At 74.4% G+C, this 15,654-nt stretch carries 13 protein-coding genes, 4 tRNA genes and 1 pseudogene; 8 read left to right on the top strand and 10 right to left on the bottom strand.

Annotation, left to right across the window (positions count from 1 at the left end; genetic code table 11):
* The first annotated feature begins 33 nt into the window (after positions 1 to 33).
* The 6 genes and pseudogenes from FHX32_RS33270 to FHX32_RS35590 all read left to right on the top strand — a co-directional run.
* On the top strand, positions 34 to 1,308 hold the full coding sequence (locus FHX32_RS33270; protein WP_167191967.1) for an MFS transporter: 1,275 nt from the start codon (positions 34 to 36) through the stop codon (positions 1,306 to 1,308).
* 132 nt (positions 1,309 to 1,440) lie between these two features.
* A complete protein-coding gene (locus FHX32_RS33265) occupies positions 1,441 to 2,019 on the top strand; it encodes an AMIN-like domain-containing (lipo)protein (protein ID WP_167191965.1) in 579 nt (192 codons plus the stop codon).
* Between the two features lie 97 nt (positions 2,020 to 2,116).
* Complete coding sequence (locus FHX32_RS33260; RefSeq protein ID WP_088997748.1) at positions 2,117 to 2,797, top strand: response regulator transcription factor; 681 nt, start codon at positions 2,117 to 2,119, stop codon at positions 2,795 to 2,797.
* 14 nt (positions 2,798 to 2,811) lie between these two features.
* Positions 2,812 to 4,254, top strand: coding sequence for a sensor histidine kinase (locus tag FHX32_RS33255; RefSeq protein ID WP_167191963.1), 1,443 nt, complete (start codon positions 2,812 to 2,814; stop codon positions 4,252 to 4,254).
* Positions 4,251 to 5,165 (top strand): Gmad2 immunoglobulin-like domain-containing protein, encoded by a 915-nt coding sequence (locus FHX32_RS33250; RefSeq protein WP_167191961.1) that lies wholly within the window; start codon positions 4,251 to 4,253, stop codon positions 5,163 to 5,165. The genes FHX32_RS33255 and FHX32_RS33250 overlap by 4 nt, the downstream gene beginning before the upstream one ends.
* Before the next feature lie 316 nt (positions 5,166 to 5,481).
* A pseudogene (locus FHX32_RS35590) lies at positions 5,482 to 5,589 on the top strand (HD domain-containing protein); the annotation flags it as partial.
* A 6-nt stretch (positions 5,590 to 5,595) separates the two neighbouring features.
* On the opposite strand, the gene FHX32_RS33240 reads toward FHX32_RS35590, so the two are convergent.
* The 6 genes from FHX32_RS33240 to FHX32_RS33215 form a co-directional block, all read right to left on the bottom strand.
* Positions 5,596 to 5,668 (bottom strand) — tRNA-Gln (locus FHX32_RS33240).
* Positions 5,669 to 5,707: 39 nt separating this feature from the next.
* A tRNA-Arg gene (locus FHX32_RS33235) sits at positions 5,708 to 5,780 on the bottom strand.
* A 42-nt stretch (positions 5,781 to 5,822) separates the two neighbouring features.
* Positions 5,823 to 7,022, bottom strand: coding sequence for an RtcB family protein (locus FHX32_RS33230; protein WP_167191959.1), 1,200 nt, complete (start codon positions 7,020 to 7,022; stop codon positions 5,823 to 5,825).
* 146 nt (positions 7,023 to 7,168) lie between these two features.
* Positions 7,169 to 7,242: transfer RNA gene (locus FHX32_RS33225), tRNA-Gly, on the bottom strand.
* A 33-nt stretch (positions 7,243 to 7,275) separates the two neighbouring features.
* A tRNA-Glu gene (locus tag FHX32_RS33220) sits at positions 7,276 to 7,348 on the bottom strand.
* Positions 7,349 to 7,656: 308 nt separating this feature from the next.
* Entirely contained in the window at positions 7,657 to 9,660 is a 2,004-nt protein-coding gene (locus FHX32_RS33215) for an elongation factor G (protein WP_167191957.1), read from the bottom strand.
* A gap of 179 nt (positions 9,661 to 9,839) precedes the next feature.
* On the opposite strand from FHX32_RS33215, the gene FHX32_RS33210 reads away from it, so the two are divergent.
* Together FHX32_RS33210 and FHX32_RS33205 are read left to right on the top strand one after the other, a co-directional pair.
* On the top strand, positions 9,840 to 11,030 hold the full coding sequence (locus FHX32_RS33210; protein ID WP_208419647.1) for a spore photoproduct lyase family protein: 1,191 nt from the start codon (positions 9,840 to 9,842) through the stop codon (positions 11,028 to 11,030).
* Positions 11,031 to 11,057: 27 nt separating this feature from the next.
* Positions 11,058 to 11,840 (top strand): alpha/beta hydrolase, encoded by a 783-nt coding sequence (locus FHX32_RS33205; RefSeq protein WP_167191955.1) that lies wholly within the window; start codon positions 11,058 to 11,060, stop codon positions 11,838 to 11,840.
* A 64-nt stretch (positions 11,841 to 11,904) separates the two neighbouring features.
* Here the strand turns inward: FHX32_RS33205 and FHX32_RS33200 are convergent, their stop codons facing one another.
* The 4 genes from FHX32_RS33200 to FHX32_RS33185 form a co-directional block, all read right to left on the bottom strand.
* The gene (locus tag FHX32_RS33200) at positions 11,905 to 12,942 is read right to left on the bottom strand and encodes a zinc-dependent alcohol dehydrogenase family protein (RefSeq protein ID WP_167191953.1); all 1,038 of its coding nucleotides are present in this window, start codon (positions 12,940 to 12,942) and stop codon (positions 11,905 to 11,907) included.
* Positions 12,943 to 13,057: 115 nt separating this feature from the next.
* The gene (locus FHX32_RS33195; protein WP_167191951.1) at positions 13,058 to 13,564 is read right to left on the bottom strand and encodes a DinB family protein; all 507 of its coding nucleotides are present in this window, start codon (positions 13,562 to 13,564) and stop codon (positions 13,058 to 13,060) included.
* An 81-nt stretch (positions 13,565 to 13,645) separates the two neighbouring features.
* Positions 13,646 to 14,500 (bottom strand): M15 family metallopeptidase, encoded by an 855-nt coding sequence (locus FHX32_RS33190; protein WP_486481458.1) that lies wholly within the window; start codon positions 14,498 to 14,500, stop codon positions 13,646 to 13,648.
* Positions 14,497 to 15,507 (bottom strand): acetylxylan esterase, encoded by a 1,011-nt coding sequence (locus FHX32_RS33185; RefSeq protein ID WP_167191949.1) that lies wholly within the window; start codon positions 15,505 to 15,507, stop codon positions 14,497 to 14,499. Before FHX32_RS33185 ends, FHX32_RS33190 begins: the two co-directional genes overlap by 4 nt.
* Positions 15,508 to 15,654: the final 147 nt, after the last annotated feature.

Here is a 15,654-nt window from a genome sequence, read left to right as displayed (position 1 = left end):
CCCGCGGCCGGAGCCGTCGGCACGGTGGTCGGCATGCTCACCACTCCTGCCGCCCCGCCCGCCGGCCACCACCGGACCGGCCGCTGGCCCCGCTCCTTCCGCCTGCTCTACGCCGGCGCGCTCGTCCACGACCTCGGCTTCCAGGTCGGCCAGTTCGCCGTACCGGTGTTCGCCGTCGCCCTGCTGGCGGCCACCCCCGGCCAGGTGGGGCTGCTCGGCGCGCTGAGCACCGTCGCGTTCCTGCTGATCGGCCTGCCGGCCGGCGTCTGGGTCGACCGGTTGCCCCGGCGCACCGTGCTGGTCACCGCGAACCTGGCCCGGGCCGTGCTGATGGCCTCCGTGCCGCTGGCCTGGTGGGCCGGCTGGCTGAGCATCGAGCAGCTCTACCTGGTGGTGCTGCTGACCGGCGTCGGCACCGTCTTCGCCGACGTCGCCGCGCAGAGCTACCTGCCGGAGCTGGTCGGCCGGGACCGCCTGGTCGCGGCGAACTCGCTGCTGATGGGCACCAGCGCGACCCTGCAGATCGCCGGACGAGGGCTCGGCGGGCTGGCCGTGCAGGCGCTCACCGCACCGGTCGCGATCGTGGTGGACGCGGTCGCCTTCGCCCTCTCCGCGACGATCCTGCGACGGATCCCGGCCGGCCCGCCCCGCGAACCCTCCGGGCAGCCGGCCGACGGCTTCGGCCGGCAGCTCGGCGCGGGCGTCCGGCACGTGCTCGGCAACCCGCTGCTGCGCCCGCTCGCCGTCTCGACCGCCGGCATCAACCTCACCATGCAGCTGACCACCACCATGCTCCCGGTGGTGTTCCTGCGCGAGCTGGGCCTGGGCCCCGCCGCCCTCGGCCTGTTCCTCGGACTGGGTGGGGTGGGCGCGCTGCTCGGCGCGCTCACCGCCCGACCGCTGGCCGAGCGGATCGGTCACGGCCGCGCGCTGTGGCTGCCCGGCCTGCTCGTCGCCCCGCTCGGCGGGCTGGTCGCGCTGATCGACGGCGGGGCGATGCTCTGGCTGGCCGGCGTCGGTTGGCTGGCCCTGGCCTGGCGGACCGGGGTGGGCAACGTCATCGGGGTGAGCCTGCGCCAGGGCAGCACCCCGGATCCGCTGCTCGGCCGGATGAACGCCACCTTCCGCTTCCTGCTCACCGGGGCGCTCACCGTGGGCGCGGTCGCCGCCGGCCTGCTCGGCCAGTACGCCGACGTGCGTACCTCGCTGGTCGTCGGCGCCGTCGCCAACGGGCTGACCTGGCTGCCGGTCTACTGCTCACCGCTGCGGACGCTGCGCCGCCCGCCCGAGTCCGACCCGAACGCCTGACCGGCACCTGTTACCCGGGCGTTACGCCACGGCGAAGTCGCTGTGGCGGACCGGACCGACGGTGGACGCCGAGGCCACCGGCGACGAGGCCGACGAGGTGGCCCGAACGGGAACGACCCGAGGGGGAAGACGATGAGGATCAGGAGCGCGCTCACGGCGCTGGTGGTCGTGCTCGGCGGGCTGGTCGCCGGCGCGGGCACCGGCGCCGCGGCGACCACCACCGCGGCGGCGACCGGGGCGCCGTACTGCGGGATCACCTGGGGCAGCGGGGCGAAGTCGGCCGGCACACTGAGCACCGCCCCGCTGGTCGAGGTACGCACCGGCCGGCACGACTGCTACGACCGGGTGGTGTTCGAGTTCGCCGGTGCGGTGACCGGCTACACGGTCACCTACGGCGAGACCTGGACCGAGGGCGAGGGGCTGCCGCTGTCGCCGTACACCGCCGGGGACGAGCTGCTGCGGGTCTCCCTGCAGGCCCCGGCGTACGACGACGAGCACCTGGCCACCGTGCCGTACCGGGTCGGCGAGCACGCGGCGAACGTGCTGCGCTACCGGACGCTGCGGGACGTGGTCTTCGGGGGCAGCTTCGAGGGCTACACCACGTTCGCCGTCGGCGTGCGGGCCCGACTGCCGTTCCGGGTGTTCGTGCTCAGCGGCCCCGGCACGCACAGCCGGATCGTGCTCGACGTCGCCCACCAGTGGCAGCAGTGAGCGAGCCGCACGGTGGAGGGCCCGGCGCCGCCCGGGCCCTCCACACCGTCCGTTGTGGCAGGTCGGCGGCGCCTCGCGGCGGGACTAGTCTCGGATGATGGAGGGCCACGTGCTGGTGGTCGAGGACGACGCCTCCATCCGGGAGGTCACCGCCCTGGGGCTGCGCCGTGCCGGTTTCCGGGTCAGCACCGCCGTCGACGGCCGGGAGGCACTCGCGGCGTGGCGGGCCCGGCCGGTCGACCTGATAGTGCTCGACGTCATGCTCCCCGGCCTGGACGGCTTCGAGGTGTGCCGGGAGATCCGGCGCACCAGCCAGGTGCCCGTGCTGATGCTGACCGCCCGCACGGACACCATCGACGTGGTGGTGGGCCTGGAGTCCGGCGCCGACGACTACCTGCGCAAGCCGTTCGACCTGCCGGAGCTGGTGGCCCGGGTCCGCTCGGTGCTGCGCCGGGCCACCGCGCCGGCGGCGCCCGAGGTGTTCACCGTCGGCGGGCTGGAGATCGACCCGGCCAGCTTCGTCGCCCGCAAGGACGGCCGGGATCTGCCGCTGACCGCCACCGAGTTCCGGCTGCTGCTGGAGCTGGCCCGCCGGCCGGGGCAGGTCTTCACCCGGGAGCTGCTGCTGGAGCGGGTGTGGAACCACAGCTACCTCGGCGACAGCCGGCTGGTCGACGTGGCGGTGCAGCGGCTGCGGGCCAAGGTCGAGGACGACCCGGCCCACCCCCGACTGGTCCGCACCGTGCGCGGCGCCGGCTACAAACTCTCCACGGCGTGAGGGAGGAGGCAGCGATGGCCACCGACGCCGTCGCACCGGGCCGCCTGCGGCGCCGCCTGATGATCGCGTTCGTACTGGTCGCCGGGGTCTCCGCCGGCGTGCTCGCGAGCGGCTCCTACCTGCTGCTGCGGCAGGCCCGCCTGGACGGGTCGCTGCACCAGGCCGCCGCCGACGCCCGCTACCAACTGGTGCTCGCCGGGCAGTTCCTGCCGCTGACCGACCAGCGCCGCGCCGACCTGCTGACCAGCTTCGAGAGCAGCGGCCGGCACGTGGTGCTGGTGGCCGGCGAGGCGCAGCCGTCCAACCCGGCGTACGCGCCGACGCTCGGCGCGGGGCTGCGGGCCACCGTCGCGGCCGGCCAGCTCGGCTACGAACGTTCCGCGCCCGACGCCCGCCCCCGGCTGCTGGTGGTCGGCGGCCGGATCCCCGGCTCCACCGCCGAGCTGTACGTGGTCACCGTCGAGGACGCGGTCGTCGCCGACCTCGACCAGCTCCGCACCGCACTGCTGGCCGGCTGGGTGCTGGTGGTGCTGCTCGCCGCCGGGGTGGGGCACGGCCTGGCCCGCCGCACCCTGGAACCGGTGGGCCGGGCCAGCCGCGCCGCCCGGGCCATCACCGAGGGGCTGCTCGCCACCCGGCTGCCGGTACGCGGCCGCGACGAGTTCAGCGCCTGGGCCGCCTCGTTCAACGAAATGGCCGAGGCGCTGGAGTCGAAGATCGAGGCGCTGTCCCGCGCCCAGGCCCGCGAGCGGCGGTTCACCGCCGACGTCGCGCACGAACTGCGTACCCCCGTCACCGCCCTGGTGGCGGCGGCCTCGCTGCTGCGCGACCACCTGGACCAGCTGCCCGGCGACGCCCGGCGCGCCGCCGAACTGCTGGTCACCGACGTGGTCCGGCTGCGCCGGCTGGTGGAGGACCTGATGGAGATCTCCCGCCTCGACGCCGGCCAGGAGCCGGTCGCCGTCCGCCCGGTCGACCCGCCCGCCCTGCTCGACGCCATCGTGGCCGCCAGCGGCTGGCGGGACCGGGTCACCGTCGACGCCGAACCGGTCGAGCTGCGCACCGACCCGCGACGGCTGGAACGGGTGCTGGCCAACCTGATCGCCAACGCGGTCGAGCACGGCGGCGGCGACATCCGCGCCGCCGTCCGGCCGGACGGGCCGCTGGTCGTGTTCGAGGTCACCGACCAGGGGCCGGGCATCCCCGCCGAGCATCTGCCCCGGCTCTTCGACCGCTTCTACAAGGTCGACCCGGCCCGCTCCGGGCGGGGCAGCGGCCTCGGCCTGGCCATCGCCCGGGAGAACGCCCGGCTGCTCGGCGGCCGGCTTTCCGTGCACAGTGCACCCGCCCGCGGCACCCGGTTCCGGCTGGAACTGCCCGCCACCGACCCGGTACCGCCCCGCGACCCCGCCGACGCCGGCACCCGGCCGGCACCGCAGCCCGGAGGTGCCCGATGACCCGCCCCCCGACCCGGCACCCGGCCGGCCGCGCCCGCCGCGGCGCCGCGCTGGCGGTCGTCCTGCTCCTGGCCGCCGGCTGCGGCGACCCGCGCGGCGGCACGCTCGGCCCGGCGCCCACCGCGGCGTCGCCAGCCACCGCGCCCACCGGCCCGACACCGCCACCCACCCCGGCGGACACCGGCCCGCCGCCGGCCACGCCGGCGACCCGCACCGCACCCCCGAGCACCGGCGCCACCCCCCGCCCGCAGAACCTGACCATCGAGCTGTGGTACGTCCGCGACGGGCGGATCACCCCGACCCGCCGCACCCGGCCGGCCACCCCGGCCACCTCGCGGCTGGCGCTGACCGAACTCGCCGCCGGGCCGACCACGGCGGAGGCCGCCACCGGCATGACCACCCTGCTGCCGGCCGGCGTCGAGGTCACCCGGATCGCCGACGGCGTCGCCACCCTTCCCGCGCTGCCCACCGGGTCGGCAGCGACCCGGCGACTGTGCGAGGCCCAGGTCGTCTACACCCTCACCCAGTTCCCCACCGTGCGGCGGGTCCGGTTCGGCACCGGCGACCCGGCCGACCGCGCCGACTACGCCGACCTGCTTCCCCCGATCGTGGTGACCAGTCCCGTCGTCGGCCAGCGGGTCACCGCCCCGGTCACCGTCACCGGCACCGCCGACGTGTTCGAGGCGACCGTCAACGTCCGGATCCTCGACGCCGCCGGCCGGGAACTCGCCACCAGCTTCACCACCGCCACCTGCGGCACCGGCTGCCGCGGCGACTACCGGGTCGGCGTCCGCTACCGGCTCACCCGGGAACAGCGAGGCACCGTCGAGGTGTACGAGGTCTCCCCCGCCGACGGCAGCCGCATCAAGCTGGTCGCGGTGCCCGTCACGCTCGCCGCCGCCAGCCGCTGAACACCGGGGCGCGGAGTCCGCGGGTGGGCGGCGGCGAGCCGGTCGGATCGCGTGTCGCCGAGGTAATCCGGCCTGCTCGGCGTCCTGGTGTCGCTGCCCGACCGTGATGCCGGGCCGTCCCGTCGACGCCGTTCTCCGGGCGTCACCAATGCCTTCAGTGCCCTTTAGAGCTGCCCCATCTGTGGGACCACTGGCTGACGAACGGTCCTCGCGCTCGCACCCCGAGCAGCGGTTTGCGGGCCACGTCGCGGCGCTGCCCCTATAGCTGGGGCAGCTCGACAGCGTCTGCGGGGGTGCAGTGGGCGGTAGTGGATGCCCGTCCGTCGCCGACGTCAGCACAGCTGCCGTCGCCGGGTACGAAGCCGGCGAGACGCTCGAAGCCGTCGTCGCCCGCGACGCTGACAAGCTAGAACCCCTCGTGCGGATCGGGCTGGGGGCGGAGGATTCGAACCTCCAACCTTCCGCTCCAGAGGCGGACGTGCTGCCAGTTGCACCAGCCCCCACGGGCCGCCCGACGCGTTCGCGCCGGGCGGCGTACCACGTGCCCCGGCCAGGATTCGAACCTGGACCCTCCGGATTCGTAGACCGGCGCGCTCTCCGTTGCGCCACCGGGGCGTGCGGACCGGCGCCCCAACCCCCCGGGGCGCCGGTCAGCGGTCATCCCTTCACGCAGACCACCTGCTTGAGGTGGGCGACCACCTCGACCAGGTCCTCCTGCTGCGCCATCACCTCGGTGATGTCCTTGTACGCGCCGGGGATCTCGTCGACCACCCCGGCGTCCTTGCGGCACTCCACCCCCGCGGTCTGCGCCGCCAGGTCGGCCGTGCTGAACGTCCGCTTGGCCTGCGCCCGGGACATCCGGCGCCCGGCCCCGTGGGAGGCCGAGCAGTACGCGTCCGGGTTGCCCTTGCCGCGCACGATGTACGACCCGGTGCCCATCGACCCCGGGATGATCCCCAGGTCCCCCCGACCGGCCCGGATCGCGCCCTTGCGGGTCACCAGCACGTCCACCCCGCCGTAGCTCTCCTCCGCGACGTAGTTGTGGTGGGAGGAGATCGGCTCGTCGTAGCCGACCTGCGGGAACTGCTCCCGCACCACCTCGCAGAGCAGGGCGAGCATCACGGCCCGGTTGCGCCGCGCGTACTCCTGTGCCCAGAACAGGTCCCGCCGGTAGGCCGCCATCTCCGGCGTGCCGGCGAGGAAGACCGCGAGGTCACGGTCGGGCAGGTCGGCGTTGTGCGGCAGCCCGCGGGCCACCGAGATGTGCCGCTCGGCCAGTTCCTTGCCGATGTTGCGGGAACCGGAGTGCAGCATCAGCCAGACCCGGCCGTCGTCGGCGCCGCCCTGCTCCAGGCAGACCTCGATGAAGTGGTTGCCGCCGCCGAGGGTGCCCAGCTGCCGCTGGGCCCGGGTCTCCAGCTGCGCCACCCGCTTGTCGAGGTCGGCGAAGCCGCGCCAGAACGCGTCCCAGCCGGACTGCTCCAGGCCGCGCACCCGGCGCGGGTCGACGGCGGTGTCCCGCTGGGCGAAGCCGACCGGGATCGTCGCCTCGATCGCCGAGCGCAGCCCGGCCAGGTCGTCGGGCAGGTCGGCCGCGATGAGCGAGGTGCGCACCGCGGACATCCCGCAGCCGATGTCCACGCCGACCGCGGCCGGCGAGACGGCCTGCCGCATGGCGATCACCGAGCCGACGGTGGCGCCCTTGCCGAAGTGCACGTCCGGCATGACCGCGACGCCCTCCACCCAGGGGAGCGCGCCGATGTTGCGCAGCTGCCGCGCGGCCTGCGGCTCGATGCCGTACGGGTCGGTCCACACCCGGACCGGCGCGCGGGTGCCCGCGAGCGTGCTGAAAGTCATCGTCGGCTCCTCGTGTCGTCTGGTCGCCACCGTCTCCGGTGACCGATAGTGATCGTGGACCGCCCGAGGATCGAACCCGGCGGGAGCGGCGTGCAAAGCCGCTCTGCGCCCAGCGCGCAGCCCGTGCCGGCGGGTGCCGGCGGTCGAGCGATTGGCCGGATTCGAACCGGCGATCTTCACCGTGGCGAGGTGACGCGCTGCCAGACTGCGCTACAACCGCGGGGGGCGGGCGACGCCGTCCGGCGTCGCCCCGTAGGCCGTACGGGGTTCGAACCCGTGACCTCCCGGCTGAGAACCGGGTGAGCTTCCCGTTGCTCCAACGGCCCGTGTCGGGAAGGGCTCGTCGCCCGTCCGGAACGAGAAAGCCGCCCAGGCCCCGGTGGGGTGGGCGGCTGCGCGTACGCGCCGGCGCTAGTCGCGCCACCACCCCCGTCGCCGGCCCTGCCGACGCTGACCCCGGACGCCTTCGCCCGCGGACCGCAGGGCACCACCACATGGCGAAAGCCACCTGGCGTAGGTGCGGTTACGCTGCGACACGGCGTGCTCCAAACGGGATCTGCGGCTCGGTTGACCTGCGACATGGACAGTAGGCGGCCCGCCGGCTGACCGCAATTGATATTCGACGGCGAGTTGGTCACGATCCGTCGCGCCACCCGGCGACCCGGCGGACGACCGCCAGCAGGTACTTCCGGCGGTCCGTCGGGTCGTGGTCCGAGCGGTCCCGCACCGGCGTCGCGCCGCGTACCGGGCGGTGGTGGTCGAAGGTGGACTCCAGCATGCCCTCGCCCCGGGTCAGTGCCGGCAGCCGCTGTTCCAGCGCGTGCACCCGCCCGGCGGGGATGTCGCCCGCCACCACGTACGCCCCGCCCTGGGCGGTGGTCTGCCGGGGCACCGCGTCCAGGCCGGCCAGCACCGGCAGCACCGCGCCGAGCACGTCGGCCGGCACCTCCAGCCGGAAGTGGTGCATCGGCTCCGCCACCCGGGTGCCGGCCTGCCGCAACGCCGCCATCAGCACCAGCGGGGTGAGGTTGCGGAAGTCCCCGGCGGTGCTGGACATGCTTTTGTCGAAGGTGCCGTGCGAGTGGCTCTGCCGCGCCCAGTAGCCGGAGTGGGTCATGGTGACCAGGCAGTCGAGGACCTGCCACCCGTGCGGGCCCTGGCGCAGCGTCTCGTGCACGGTCTCCTCGACGGCGGCGAAGAACGCCGGCGGCATGGAGCCGAGTTCCACGCCGAGCCGGAAGGTGGTCCCGCTGCCCGGCGGGCCGGGCTCGACCCGCAGCCCGACGGTGGCGAGGAACGGATTGGGCGGCACGCCGATGAACTCGACCGCCGCGCCGACCCCGACCACCCGCTCCACGTGCACGGTGGTGGTCTCCCGGAAGGTGACGGCCACGCCGTGGTCGTCGGCGAGGACCGCCTGGATGACCTCCTTCTGCACCTCGCCGTAGAGCGACACGGAGATCTCCCGCCGGATCGGGTCCTGCCGGACGTTGATCAGTGGGTCCTGCTCGGCGAGCTGGGTGAGCGCCGCGTGCAGCGCCCCCCGGTCGCTGGGGCGCCGCGGCAGCACGACGGTCTCCAGGGTGGGCGGCGGGAAGTGCCGGCGGCCACCCGGCGGCGGCGCGCCGACCGGGTCGCCGACCCGGAGGTGGTCCAGCCCGCGCAGGATGGCGATCCGGCCGGCGTTCACCGCGTCGGCGCGGACGGCGGTGCCCTGGTCGAAGAGTTCGATGCCGGTCACCTTCGGCTGGTGGGCCGGGCCGGCGGGCAGCCGGTCGCGGGTGCGCAGCGTCCCGCCGAACAGCCGGACGTAGGCGAGCTTCTCGCCGGCCGGGCCACGCTCGACCTTGAAGACAGTGCCGGAGACCGGCGCGTCGACGTCACCGCTGGTCGCCGGCAGCAGGTCGGGCAGGGCGGCGACCAGCGCGTCGACGCCGGCGCCGGTGACCGCCGAGCCGGCGAGCACCGGGTGGACCAGCGCGCGGCGGGACTGCGCGGCGAGCGCCGTCCGCAGTCGCGGTGCGTCCACCGCCGCCTCGTCCTCGACGTACGCGGTCAGCAGCGCCTCGTCGTGCGCGGTGAGCACGTCGACCAGCCGGCCGGTGAGAGCCGGATCGGTGTCGGCGTACGGCACGAAGCGAGCGTCGGGGGTGCCGGGCCGCGCGACGGCGCCCATCGGCACGACGGCGGCGCAGAGCCGGGCGGCGATGTCCCGCAGGGTGCGGTCGGCGTCCGCACCGGCCCGGTCGACTTTGTTGACGAAGATCAGGGTGGGCAGCCGCAGGCGCTGGAGCGTGCGCATCAGCACCCGGGTCTGCGCCTGTACGCCCTCGACTGCCGAGACCACCAGCACGGCGCCGTCGAGCACGCCGAGCGCGCGCTCCACCTCGGCGATGAAGTCCGGGTGGCCGGGGGTGTCGATCAGGTTGACCGTCACGTCGCCGACCAGGAACGACACGACGGCGGAGCGGATGGTGATGCCCCGCTGCCGCTCCAGCGGCAACGAGTCGGTACGAGTGGTGCCCGCGTCCACGCTGCCCGGCTCGTCGATCACGCCGACGGCGTGCAGCAGGCGTTCGGTCAGGCTGGTCTTTCCGGCGTCAACATGCGCCAGGATCCCTACGTTGAGCGTCTTCACGCCGCGTCATGTCCTTCGGGTCGAGAACGATTCCGAGCTGGTTGGACATGAACGTCGCGCGCATTCCGGGGATCCCTTCCGGTCGTCGGCTGTCGTGGGCAGTGCAGCAGCGCACCCGCCGGCCGGGCAACCGAATAACCCGAACGTGCGATCGGGGCGGAACCGGGTACCCCGGCGGGATGAGGCCGAACGCCGAGGGCGTGGACGTCGACGAGCCGCTCGCCGTCGACGTACCCCCCGCGCCGCACGACGCCAGCGGAGAGCGGGTGCCGATCCGTCAGCTGGCCGGGCTGGCGCCGGTGGCCCGCCCGGCGCGGCGCTGGACGCCCCGGCGGGTGGTCGCCACCCCGGCGGCGCTGGACCAGCCGCACGGACGGCGGATCGTGGCGCGGTTGGCGACCCTGGGCATCGAGGTCGAGCGGCTGCGCTCCAACCGGCTGACCGGGGTGCGCGGCGACACCGAGCGGGAGACGTACGCCCGGGCGAAGTCGACCCTGGCGATCGTGGTGAGCCCGCCGTCACGCCGGAAGCTGCAACCGATCGCGCCGAGCGCGGACTGGCGGTTCGACCTGGCCGAGGGCTGCCCGGCGCACTGCCAGTACTGCTACCTGGCCGGCTCGCTCTCCGGCCCACCGGTGACCCGGGTCTACGCCGACCTCGACGACATCCTGGCCGGGCTGGCCGGCTACGCCGGGCAGGGGACGGTGACCAGCCGCAACCCGCGCCGGGCCGGGGAGGGCACCACGTTCGAGGCGTCCTGCTACACCGATCCGCTCGCCCTGGAGCACCTGACCGGCAGCTGGCGGCGGGCGGTGGAGCACTTCGCCGGCTGGGACGCGCCGGTGCAGCTGCGCTGGACCACCAAGTACGCCGACGTGGACAGCTTCGTCGGGCTGCCACACGCCGGCCGCACCCGGGTGCGGTTCAGCGTCAACTGCCGGCCGGTGAGCGAGCGGATGGAGGGCGGTACGGCCCGGGTGCCGGACCGGCTGGCCGCGCTGCGCCGGCTCGCCCTGGACGGCTACCCGGTCGGCCTGACCATCGCCCCGATCATGCCGCTGCCCGACTGGCGGGCCCACTACGGCGAGCTGCTCGGCGCGGTCGCGGCGGCGGTCGACGGGGTGCCCGACCTGGACCTGACCGCCGAACTGATCACCCACCGGTTCACCCCGGGCAGCAAGGAGGTGCTGCTCGGCTGGTACCCGCGCACGAAGCTGGAGATGGACGAGACGCTGCGCAGCCGCCGGCACGGCCGGTTCGGCGCGGTCAAGTACGTCTACCCGCGCGACACGATGGCCGAGTTGCGCTCCTGGTTCGAGCGCGAGCTGGCCGACCGGCTGCCGGCCTGCCGGATCCTCTACTGGACCTGATCGCCGCGTCGACTACGGTCGGGCACCGTGGCCCTGATGCGTGTCGACTTCTACTCCGAGGTGCTCACCCTCAGCACCTCGATGACGGTGATCCTGCCGCAGCGCACCACCTCGCAGATCGGCATGGCCGGCGGCGTCACCGCCGGCGATCCGCCGGTGCTGTACCTGCTGCACGGCCTGACCGACGACGACACCATCTGGCTGCGCCGCACCTCGATCGAGCGGTACGTCGCCCCGCTCGGCCTGGCCGTGGTAATGCCCCAGGTGTCCCGCAGCTTCTACACCGACGAGGAGCACGGCAACCGGTACTGGACCTTCCTCAGCTCCGAGCTGCCGCAGGTCTGCTCGTCGTTCTTCCGGCTGTCCCAGCGGCGCGAGGACACCTTCGTCGCCGGGCTGTCGATGGGCGGCTACGGCGCGGTGAAGTGGGCGCTGCGCGAGCCCGACCGGTTCGCCGCCGCGGCCAGCCTCTCCGGCGCGCTGGACGTGGCCACCCGCCGGCACCACCCGACCAGCCCGCTGGACCCGGCGGTCTGGCACACCGTGTTCGGCGAACGCCGGGTGACCGGCACCGAGGACGACACGATCGCCCTGCTCGACCGGTACGGCGACGGCCGCGCCGACGCACCCGACCTCTACGTCGCCTGCGGCACCGAGGACTTCCTGTACGAGGACAACGTCCACTTCGTCGAGACGGCCCGGCGGCGCGGCATCCCGCTCACCGTGGACTTCTCCCCCGGCACGCACGACTGGGCGTACTGGGACGCCAAGATCCAGGACGTGCTGGCCTGGCTGCCGCTGCGCGGGTGACCGCGCCGGCCGGAGCCGACGGCTTGCGGCGGGGCGGTCGCCCCACCGGCGCACGTCCTCCCGGTCAGCGGCTCAGCACCACCTTGAGCGCACCCGTCTCCGCCGGCCGGGCGAAGACGTCGTACGCGGCGAGGATCTCGTCGAGCGGGAACCGGTGGGTGACCAGGTGGCCGGTGTCGAGCTGCCCGGCGACCAGCATGTCGAGCAGCTTGGCGGTGGAGTGGGTGTCCACCAGGCCGGTGGTGATGGTGACGTTGCGGATCCACAGGTCTTCCAGGTGCAGCGTCACCGGCTTGCCGTGCACGCCGACATTGGCCACGTGCCCGCCGGGACGGACCAGGGTGGTGCAGAGTTCGAACGCGGCCGGGGTGCCGACCGCCTCGATCACCACGTCGGCACCGAGGCCGCCGGTGACCTGGCGGACCGTCGCCAGCGGGTCGGCGTCGGCGAGCACGGTGACGTCCGCGCCGAACTGCTTGGCCGCGTCCAGCCGGCTCTGCGCCCGGTCCACGGCGATCACCTGGGCCGGGGAGAACAGCTTCGCGGTGAGGATCGCGGCCAGCCCGATCGGGCCGGTGCCGACCACCACCACGGTGTCGCCCGGGCCGACCCGCCCGTTGAGCACACCCACCTCATAGGACGTGGGCAGGATGTCGGCCAGCAGCACGGCCGCCTCGTCGGAGACCGTCGCCGGCAGCCGGTAGGTGGACAGGTCGGCGAACGGGATCCGGGCGTACTCGGCCTGGACGCCGTCGACGGTGTGGCCGAGCACCCAGCCACCGCCGCCGAGGCACTGGCCGTAGCTGCCCTCGCGACAGTACCGGCACACGCCGCAGGCGGAGATGCAGGACGCGAGCACCCGGTCACCCACGGCCAGGTTGCTCACGCCGTCGCCGACCGACACCACGGTGCCGACCGCCTCGTGGCCCAGCACCCGACCGGGCTGGACCGCTGGCACGTCGCCGCCCAGGATGTGCAGGTCGGTGCCGCAGATGGTCACCGCGTCGACCCGGATGATCGCGTCGCGCGGTGCCTCGATCGTGGGATCGGGAACGTCCTTCCAGGACTTCTTGCCCGGTCCGCCGTAGACGAGCGCCTTCATGGTGTCCTCCTCACGCCGTCGTCACCTCCCACGTTGCTCCGGGGAAGGCGCGGCGGGCAGGGTCGGACGGCCCGCCGGACGGGTCCCGAGGTCCCGGCCCCGGCGGGTGGCGTGGTCAGGCGCCGACGGTGCCGTCGATGCCCTCGCGGAGGAAGTCGGCGTGGCCGTTGTGCCGGGCGTACTCGTGGATCAGGTGCAGCATCACCAGCCGCAGCGACACCCTCTGGTCCCAGCGGGCGTTGTAGCCGGTCACGTCGAGCGACTCCGCCGCCCGCTCGATCCGCCGGGAGTGCTCCACCTCCCGCTGCCAGGCGTCGAACGCCTCCGCCCGGGTCGACCCGGTGGGGTCGTACGCCTGCTGGTAGTCGCCGGAGTCCGACCAGACCAGCCGGATGTCCTCGCCGTTGATCACCCGGCGGAACCAGGTGCGCTCCACCTCGGCCATGTGCCGCACCAGCCCGAGCAGGGTGAGCGTCGAGGGCGGCATGGAGCGCAGCCGCAACTGCTCGTCGGTGAGCCCGTCGCACTTCATGGCCAGGGTGGCCCGGTGGTAGTCCAGGAAGGCGCGGAGCATGGTGCGCTCGTCCCCGGTGACCGGTGGGCCGATCCGTTCGGTGGTCACTGTCGCCTCCCTCGTCCGGCGGCCACCCCGCCGGTCCGACGCCGATCATGCCCGTTGGCGGTCGGGCCGGCGCGGGCCGGGTCAGCCGACCGAGGCGCGGGCCACCGGGGCGTCGAAGTAGGTGTCCGGGTACGGCTCGTCCTGATAGCGGTAGTGCCACCACTCGCGGTCGTAGTTGACGAAGCCGGCGTCGGTCATCAGCCGCCGGAGCAGCCGCCGGTTCTCCCGGGCCGAGCCGGTGACCCGGGGGTCGTCGGTGTGCGCGAGCCGGTCGAAGCAGTCGAACCCGGTGCCCATGTCGACACTGTTGTCGGCGAACCGCTGCCCCGCCGGCGCGGTGCAGGGGACCAGCGGCTGGCCCGGCGCGTACGGTGGTTGGCTGGCGGCGGGGACGCCGACCAGGGTCAGGTCCACGGTGCTGCCCCGGCTGTGCGCGGTGGGCGCCCCGAGGTAGCCCTGGTCGAACAGCGCCGACTTTGCCACCCGGGGGTAGAACTCCCCCTTCATCTGCCGCTCGCCCGGCCGCTTCGCCCAGGCGAGGAAGTCGTCGGCGGCCGGCTGGGGGCGGTAGCAGTCGTACACCTTGAGGCTGTGCCCGCCGGCCAGCGCGGCGTCCTGGGCGCGGCGCAACGCCTCCGCCGCCTGGCGGGTGAGCAGGCAGAGCGGTTCCCGGTAGCCGGCGATCGGCCGGCCGACGAAGTTGTGCGCCCCGGCGTACCGGATGTCGGTCAGGATGCGCGGGTCGACGTCGGAGAGCACCACGAAGCCGGGTAGCGGCGGCGCGGCGGTCGGGGCCGGCGGCCTGCTTCGCGCCGGCTCCGGCGAGGGCCGCTCGCAGCCGGCGACGGTCGTGGCGAGCAGCCCGGCCGCCGCGACCAGCGCGGCCGCCCGCCGGCCGGCTGGCGGTGCCCAGCGGACCCTGCCTGACCTGGTCACACCTGATGTGTATCAGGCTGCGCGACGGCCGGAACCCGGTTCGACGACAGGTGGTCGCGCAGGAAGCGCAGCGCGGCCTCGTCGTCGTCGATCCCGCCGGCCTCGTGGCCGTTGTACCGCCAGACCGACAGCTCCGCCGACCCCCGGTAGGCGTTGACCGCCGCGAAGACCGTCGACGGCGGCACGATCTCGTCCATCAGCGCAACGGAGAACCGGGCCGGCACCTCGGCGCGACGGGCGAAGTTGACGCCGTCGACGTAGCCGAGGGTGGCCAGCACCCGCTCCTCGGCGTGCCGGTGGATGGCCAGGTAGTCGCGGATCTCCCGGTACGGATGGGCGTCGGTGACCAGCACGGCGCGCGGGATGTCGGACAGGAACGGCACCCCCGCCACCAGGGCCGCCAGGTCGGGCACCAGGGCGGCGACGGCGAGCGCGACCCCGCCGCCCTGGCTGTGCCCGAGCACGGCGACCCGCGCCGGGTCGACCGCCGGCAGGGTCCGCACGGCGTCGACCGCCCGGACGCCGTCGGCGATCAGCCGCCGGTAGTAGTAGGTGCGCCGGTCCTCGATCCCCCGGGTGGTCACGCCCGGCGCCTCCGGGCCGGCGGCGGCCGGGTCCGGGGTGTCTCCCCGGCTCCAGCCGGAGCCCTGCCCCCGGGTGTCCATCTGCAGGTGCGCGAAGCCTGCCGACGCCCACAGCAGGTTCTCCAGCGGGTGCCCCCGGCCGCCGCCGTAGCCGGCGTACTGCACCACGGTCGGCAGCGGCCGCGGCGCGTGCCGGGGCAGCCGCAGCCAGGCCCGCACCGGTTGCCCCGCGTACCCGGCGAAGGTGACGTCGAGGACGTCGACAGTGGCCAGGCCGGTTTCCACCGGCGCGGTCCGCGCCGGCCACCCGCAGCCGCGGGCCTCGGCGAGGGTGTCGGCCCAGAACCGGTCGAAGTCGCTCGGTGCCCGCACCTCGCTGCGGTACGCCCGCAGCTGCTCCTCCGGCAGGTCGGTGAGGGCCATCGGCTACCGCCGCGCGGCGCGGAGCGCCGCACCGGCCGAGACGGTACGGGTCAGCTGCACGTGACATCCTCTCGAAGGTCTGGAAACACCCGCCTGCCAGGTCGAACGGCCGAAAGCGTCCGATAAACTTCCGGAAGATCCCCGCAA

This window comes from Micromonospora sp. CNZ280 (assembly GCF_011759515.1).
This window is presented reverse-complemented; position numbering and strand designations above follow the sequence as displayed.

What these genes read in the sequence shown, in the direction of transcription:
- FHX32_RS33270 (WP_167191967.1), top strand. Translation starts at nt 34, where the DNA reads ATGCTCACCACTCCTGCCGCCCCGCCCGCCGGCCACCACCGGACCGGC.
- FHX32_RS33265 (WP_167191965.1), top strand. Translation starts at nt 1,441, where the DNA reads ATGAGGATCAGGAGCGCGCTCACGGCGCTGGTGGTCGTGCTCGGCGGG.
- FHX32_RS33260 (WP_088997748.1), top strand. Translation starts at nt 2,117, where the DNA reads ATGGAGGGCCACGTGCTGGTGGTCGAGGACGACGCCTCCATCCGGGAG.
- FHX32_RS33255 (WP_167191963.1), top strand. Translation starts at nt 2,812, where the DNA reads ATGGCCACCGACGCCGTCGCACCGGGCCGCCTGCGGCGCCGCCTGATG.
- FHX32_RS33250 (WP_167191961.1), top strand. Translation starts at nt 4,251, where the DNA reads ATGACCCGCCCCCCGACCCGGCACCCGGCCGGCCGCGCCCGCCGCGGC.
- FHX32_RS33230 (WP_167191959.1), bottom strand. Translation starts at nt 7,022, where the DNA reads ATGACTTTCAGCACGCTCGCGGGCACCCGCGCGCCGGTCCGGGTGTGG.
- FHX32_RS33210 (WP_208419647.1), top strand. Translation starts at nt 9,840, where the DNA reads ATGAGGCCGAACGCCGAGGGCGTGGACGTCGACGAGCCGCTCGCCGTC.
- FHX32_RS33200 (WP_167191953.1), bottom strand. Translation starts at nt 12,942, where the DNA reads ATGAAGGCGCTCGTCTACGGCGGACCGGGCAAGAAGTCCTGGAAGGAC.
- FHX32_RS33185 (WP_167191949.1), bottom strand. Translation starts at nt 15,507, where the DNA reads ATGGCCCTCACCGACCTGCCGGAGGAGCAGCTGCGGGCGTACCGCAGC.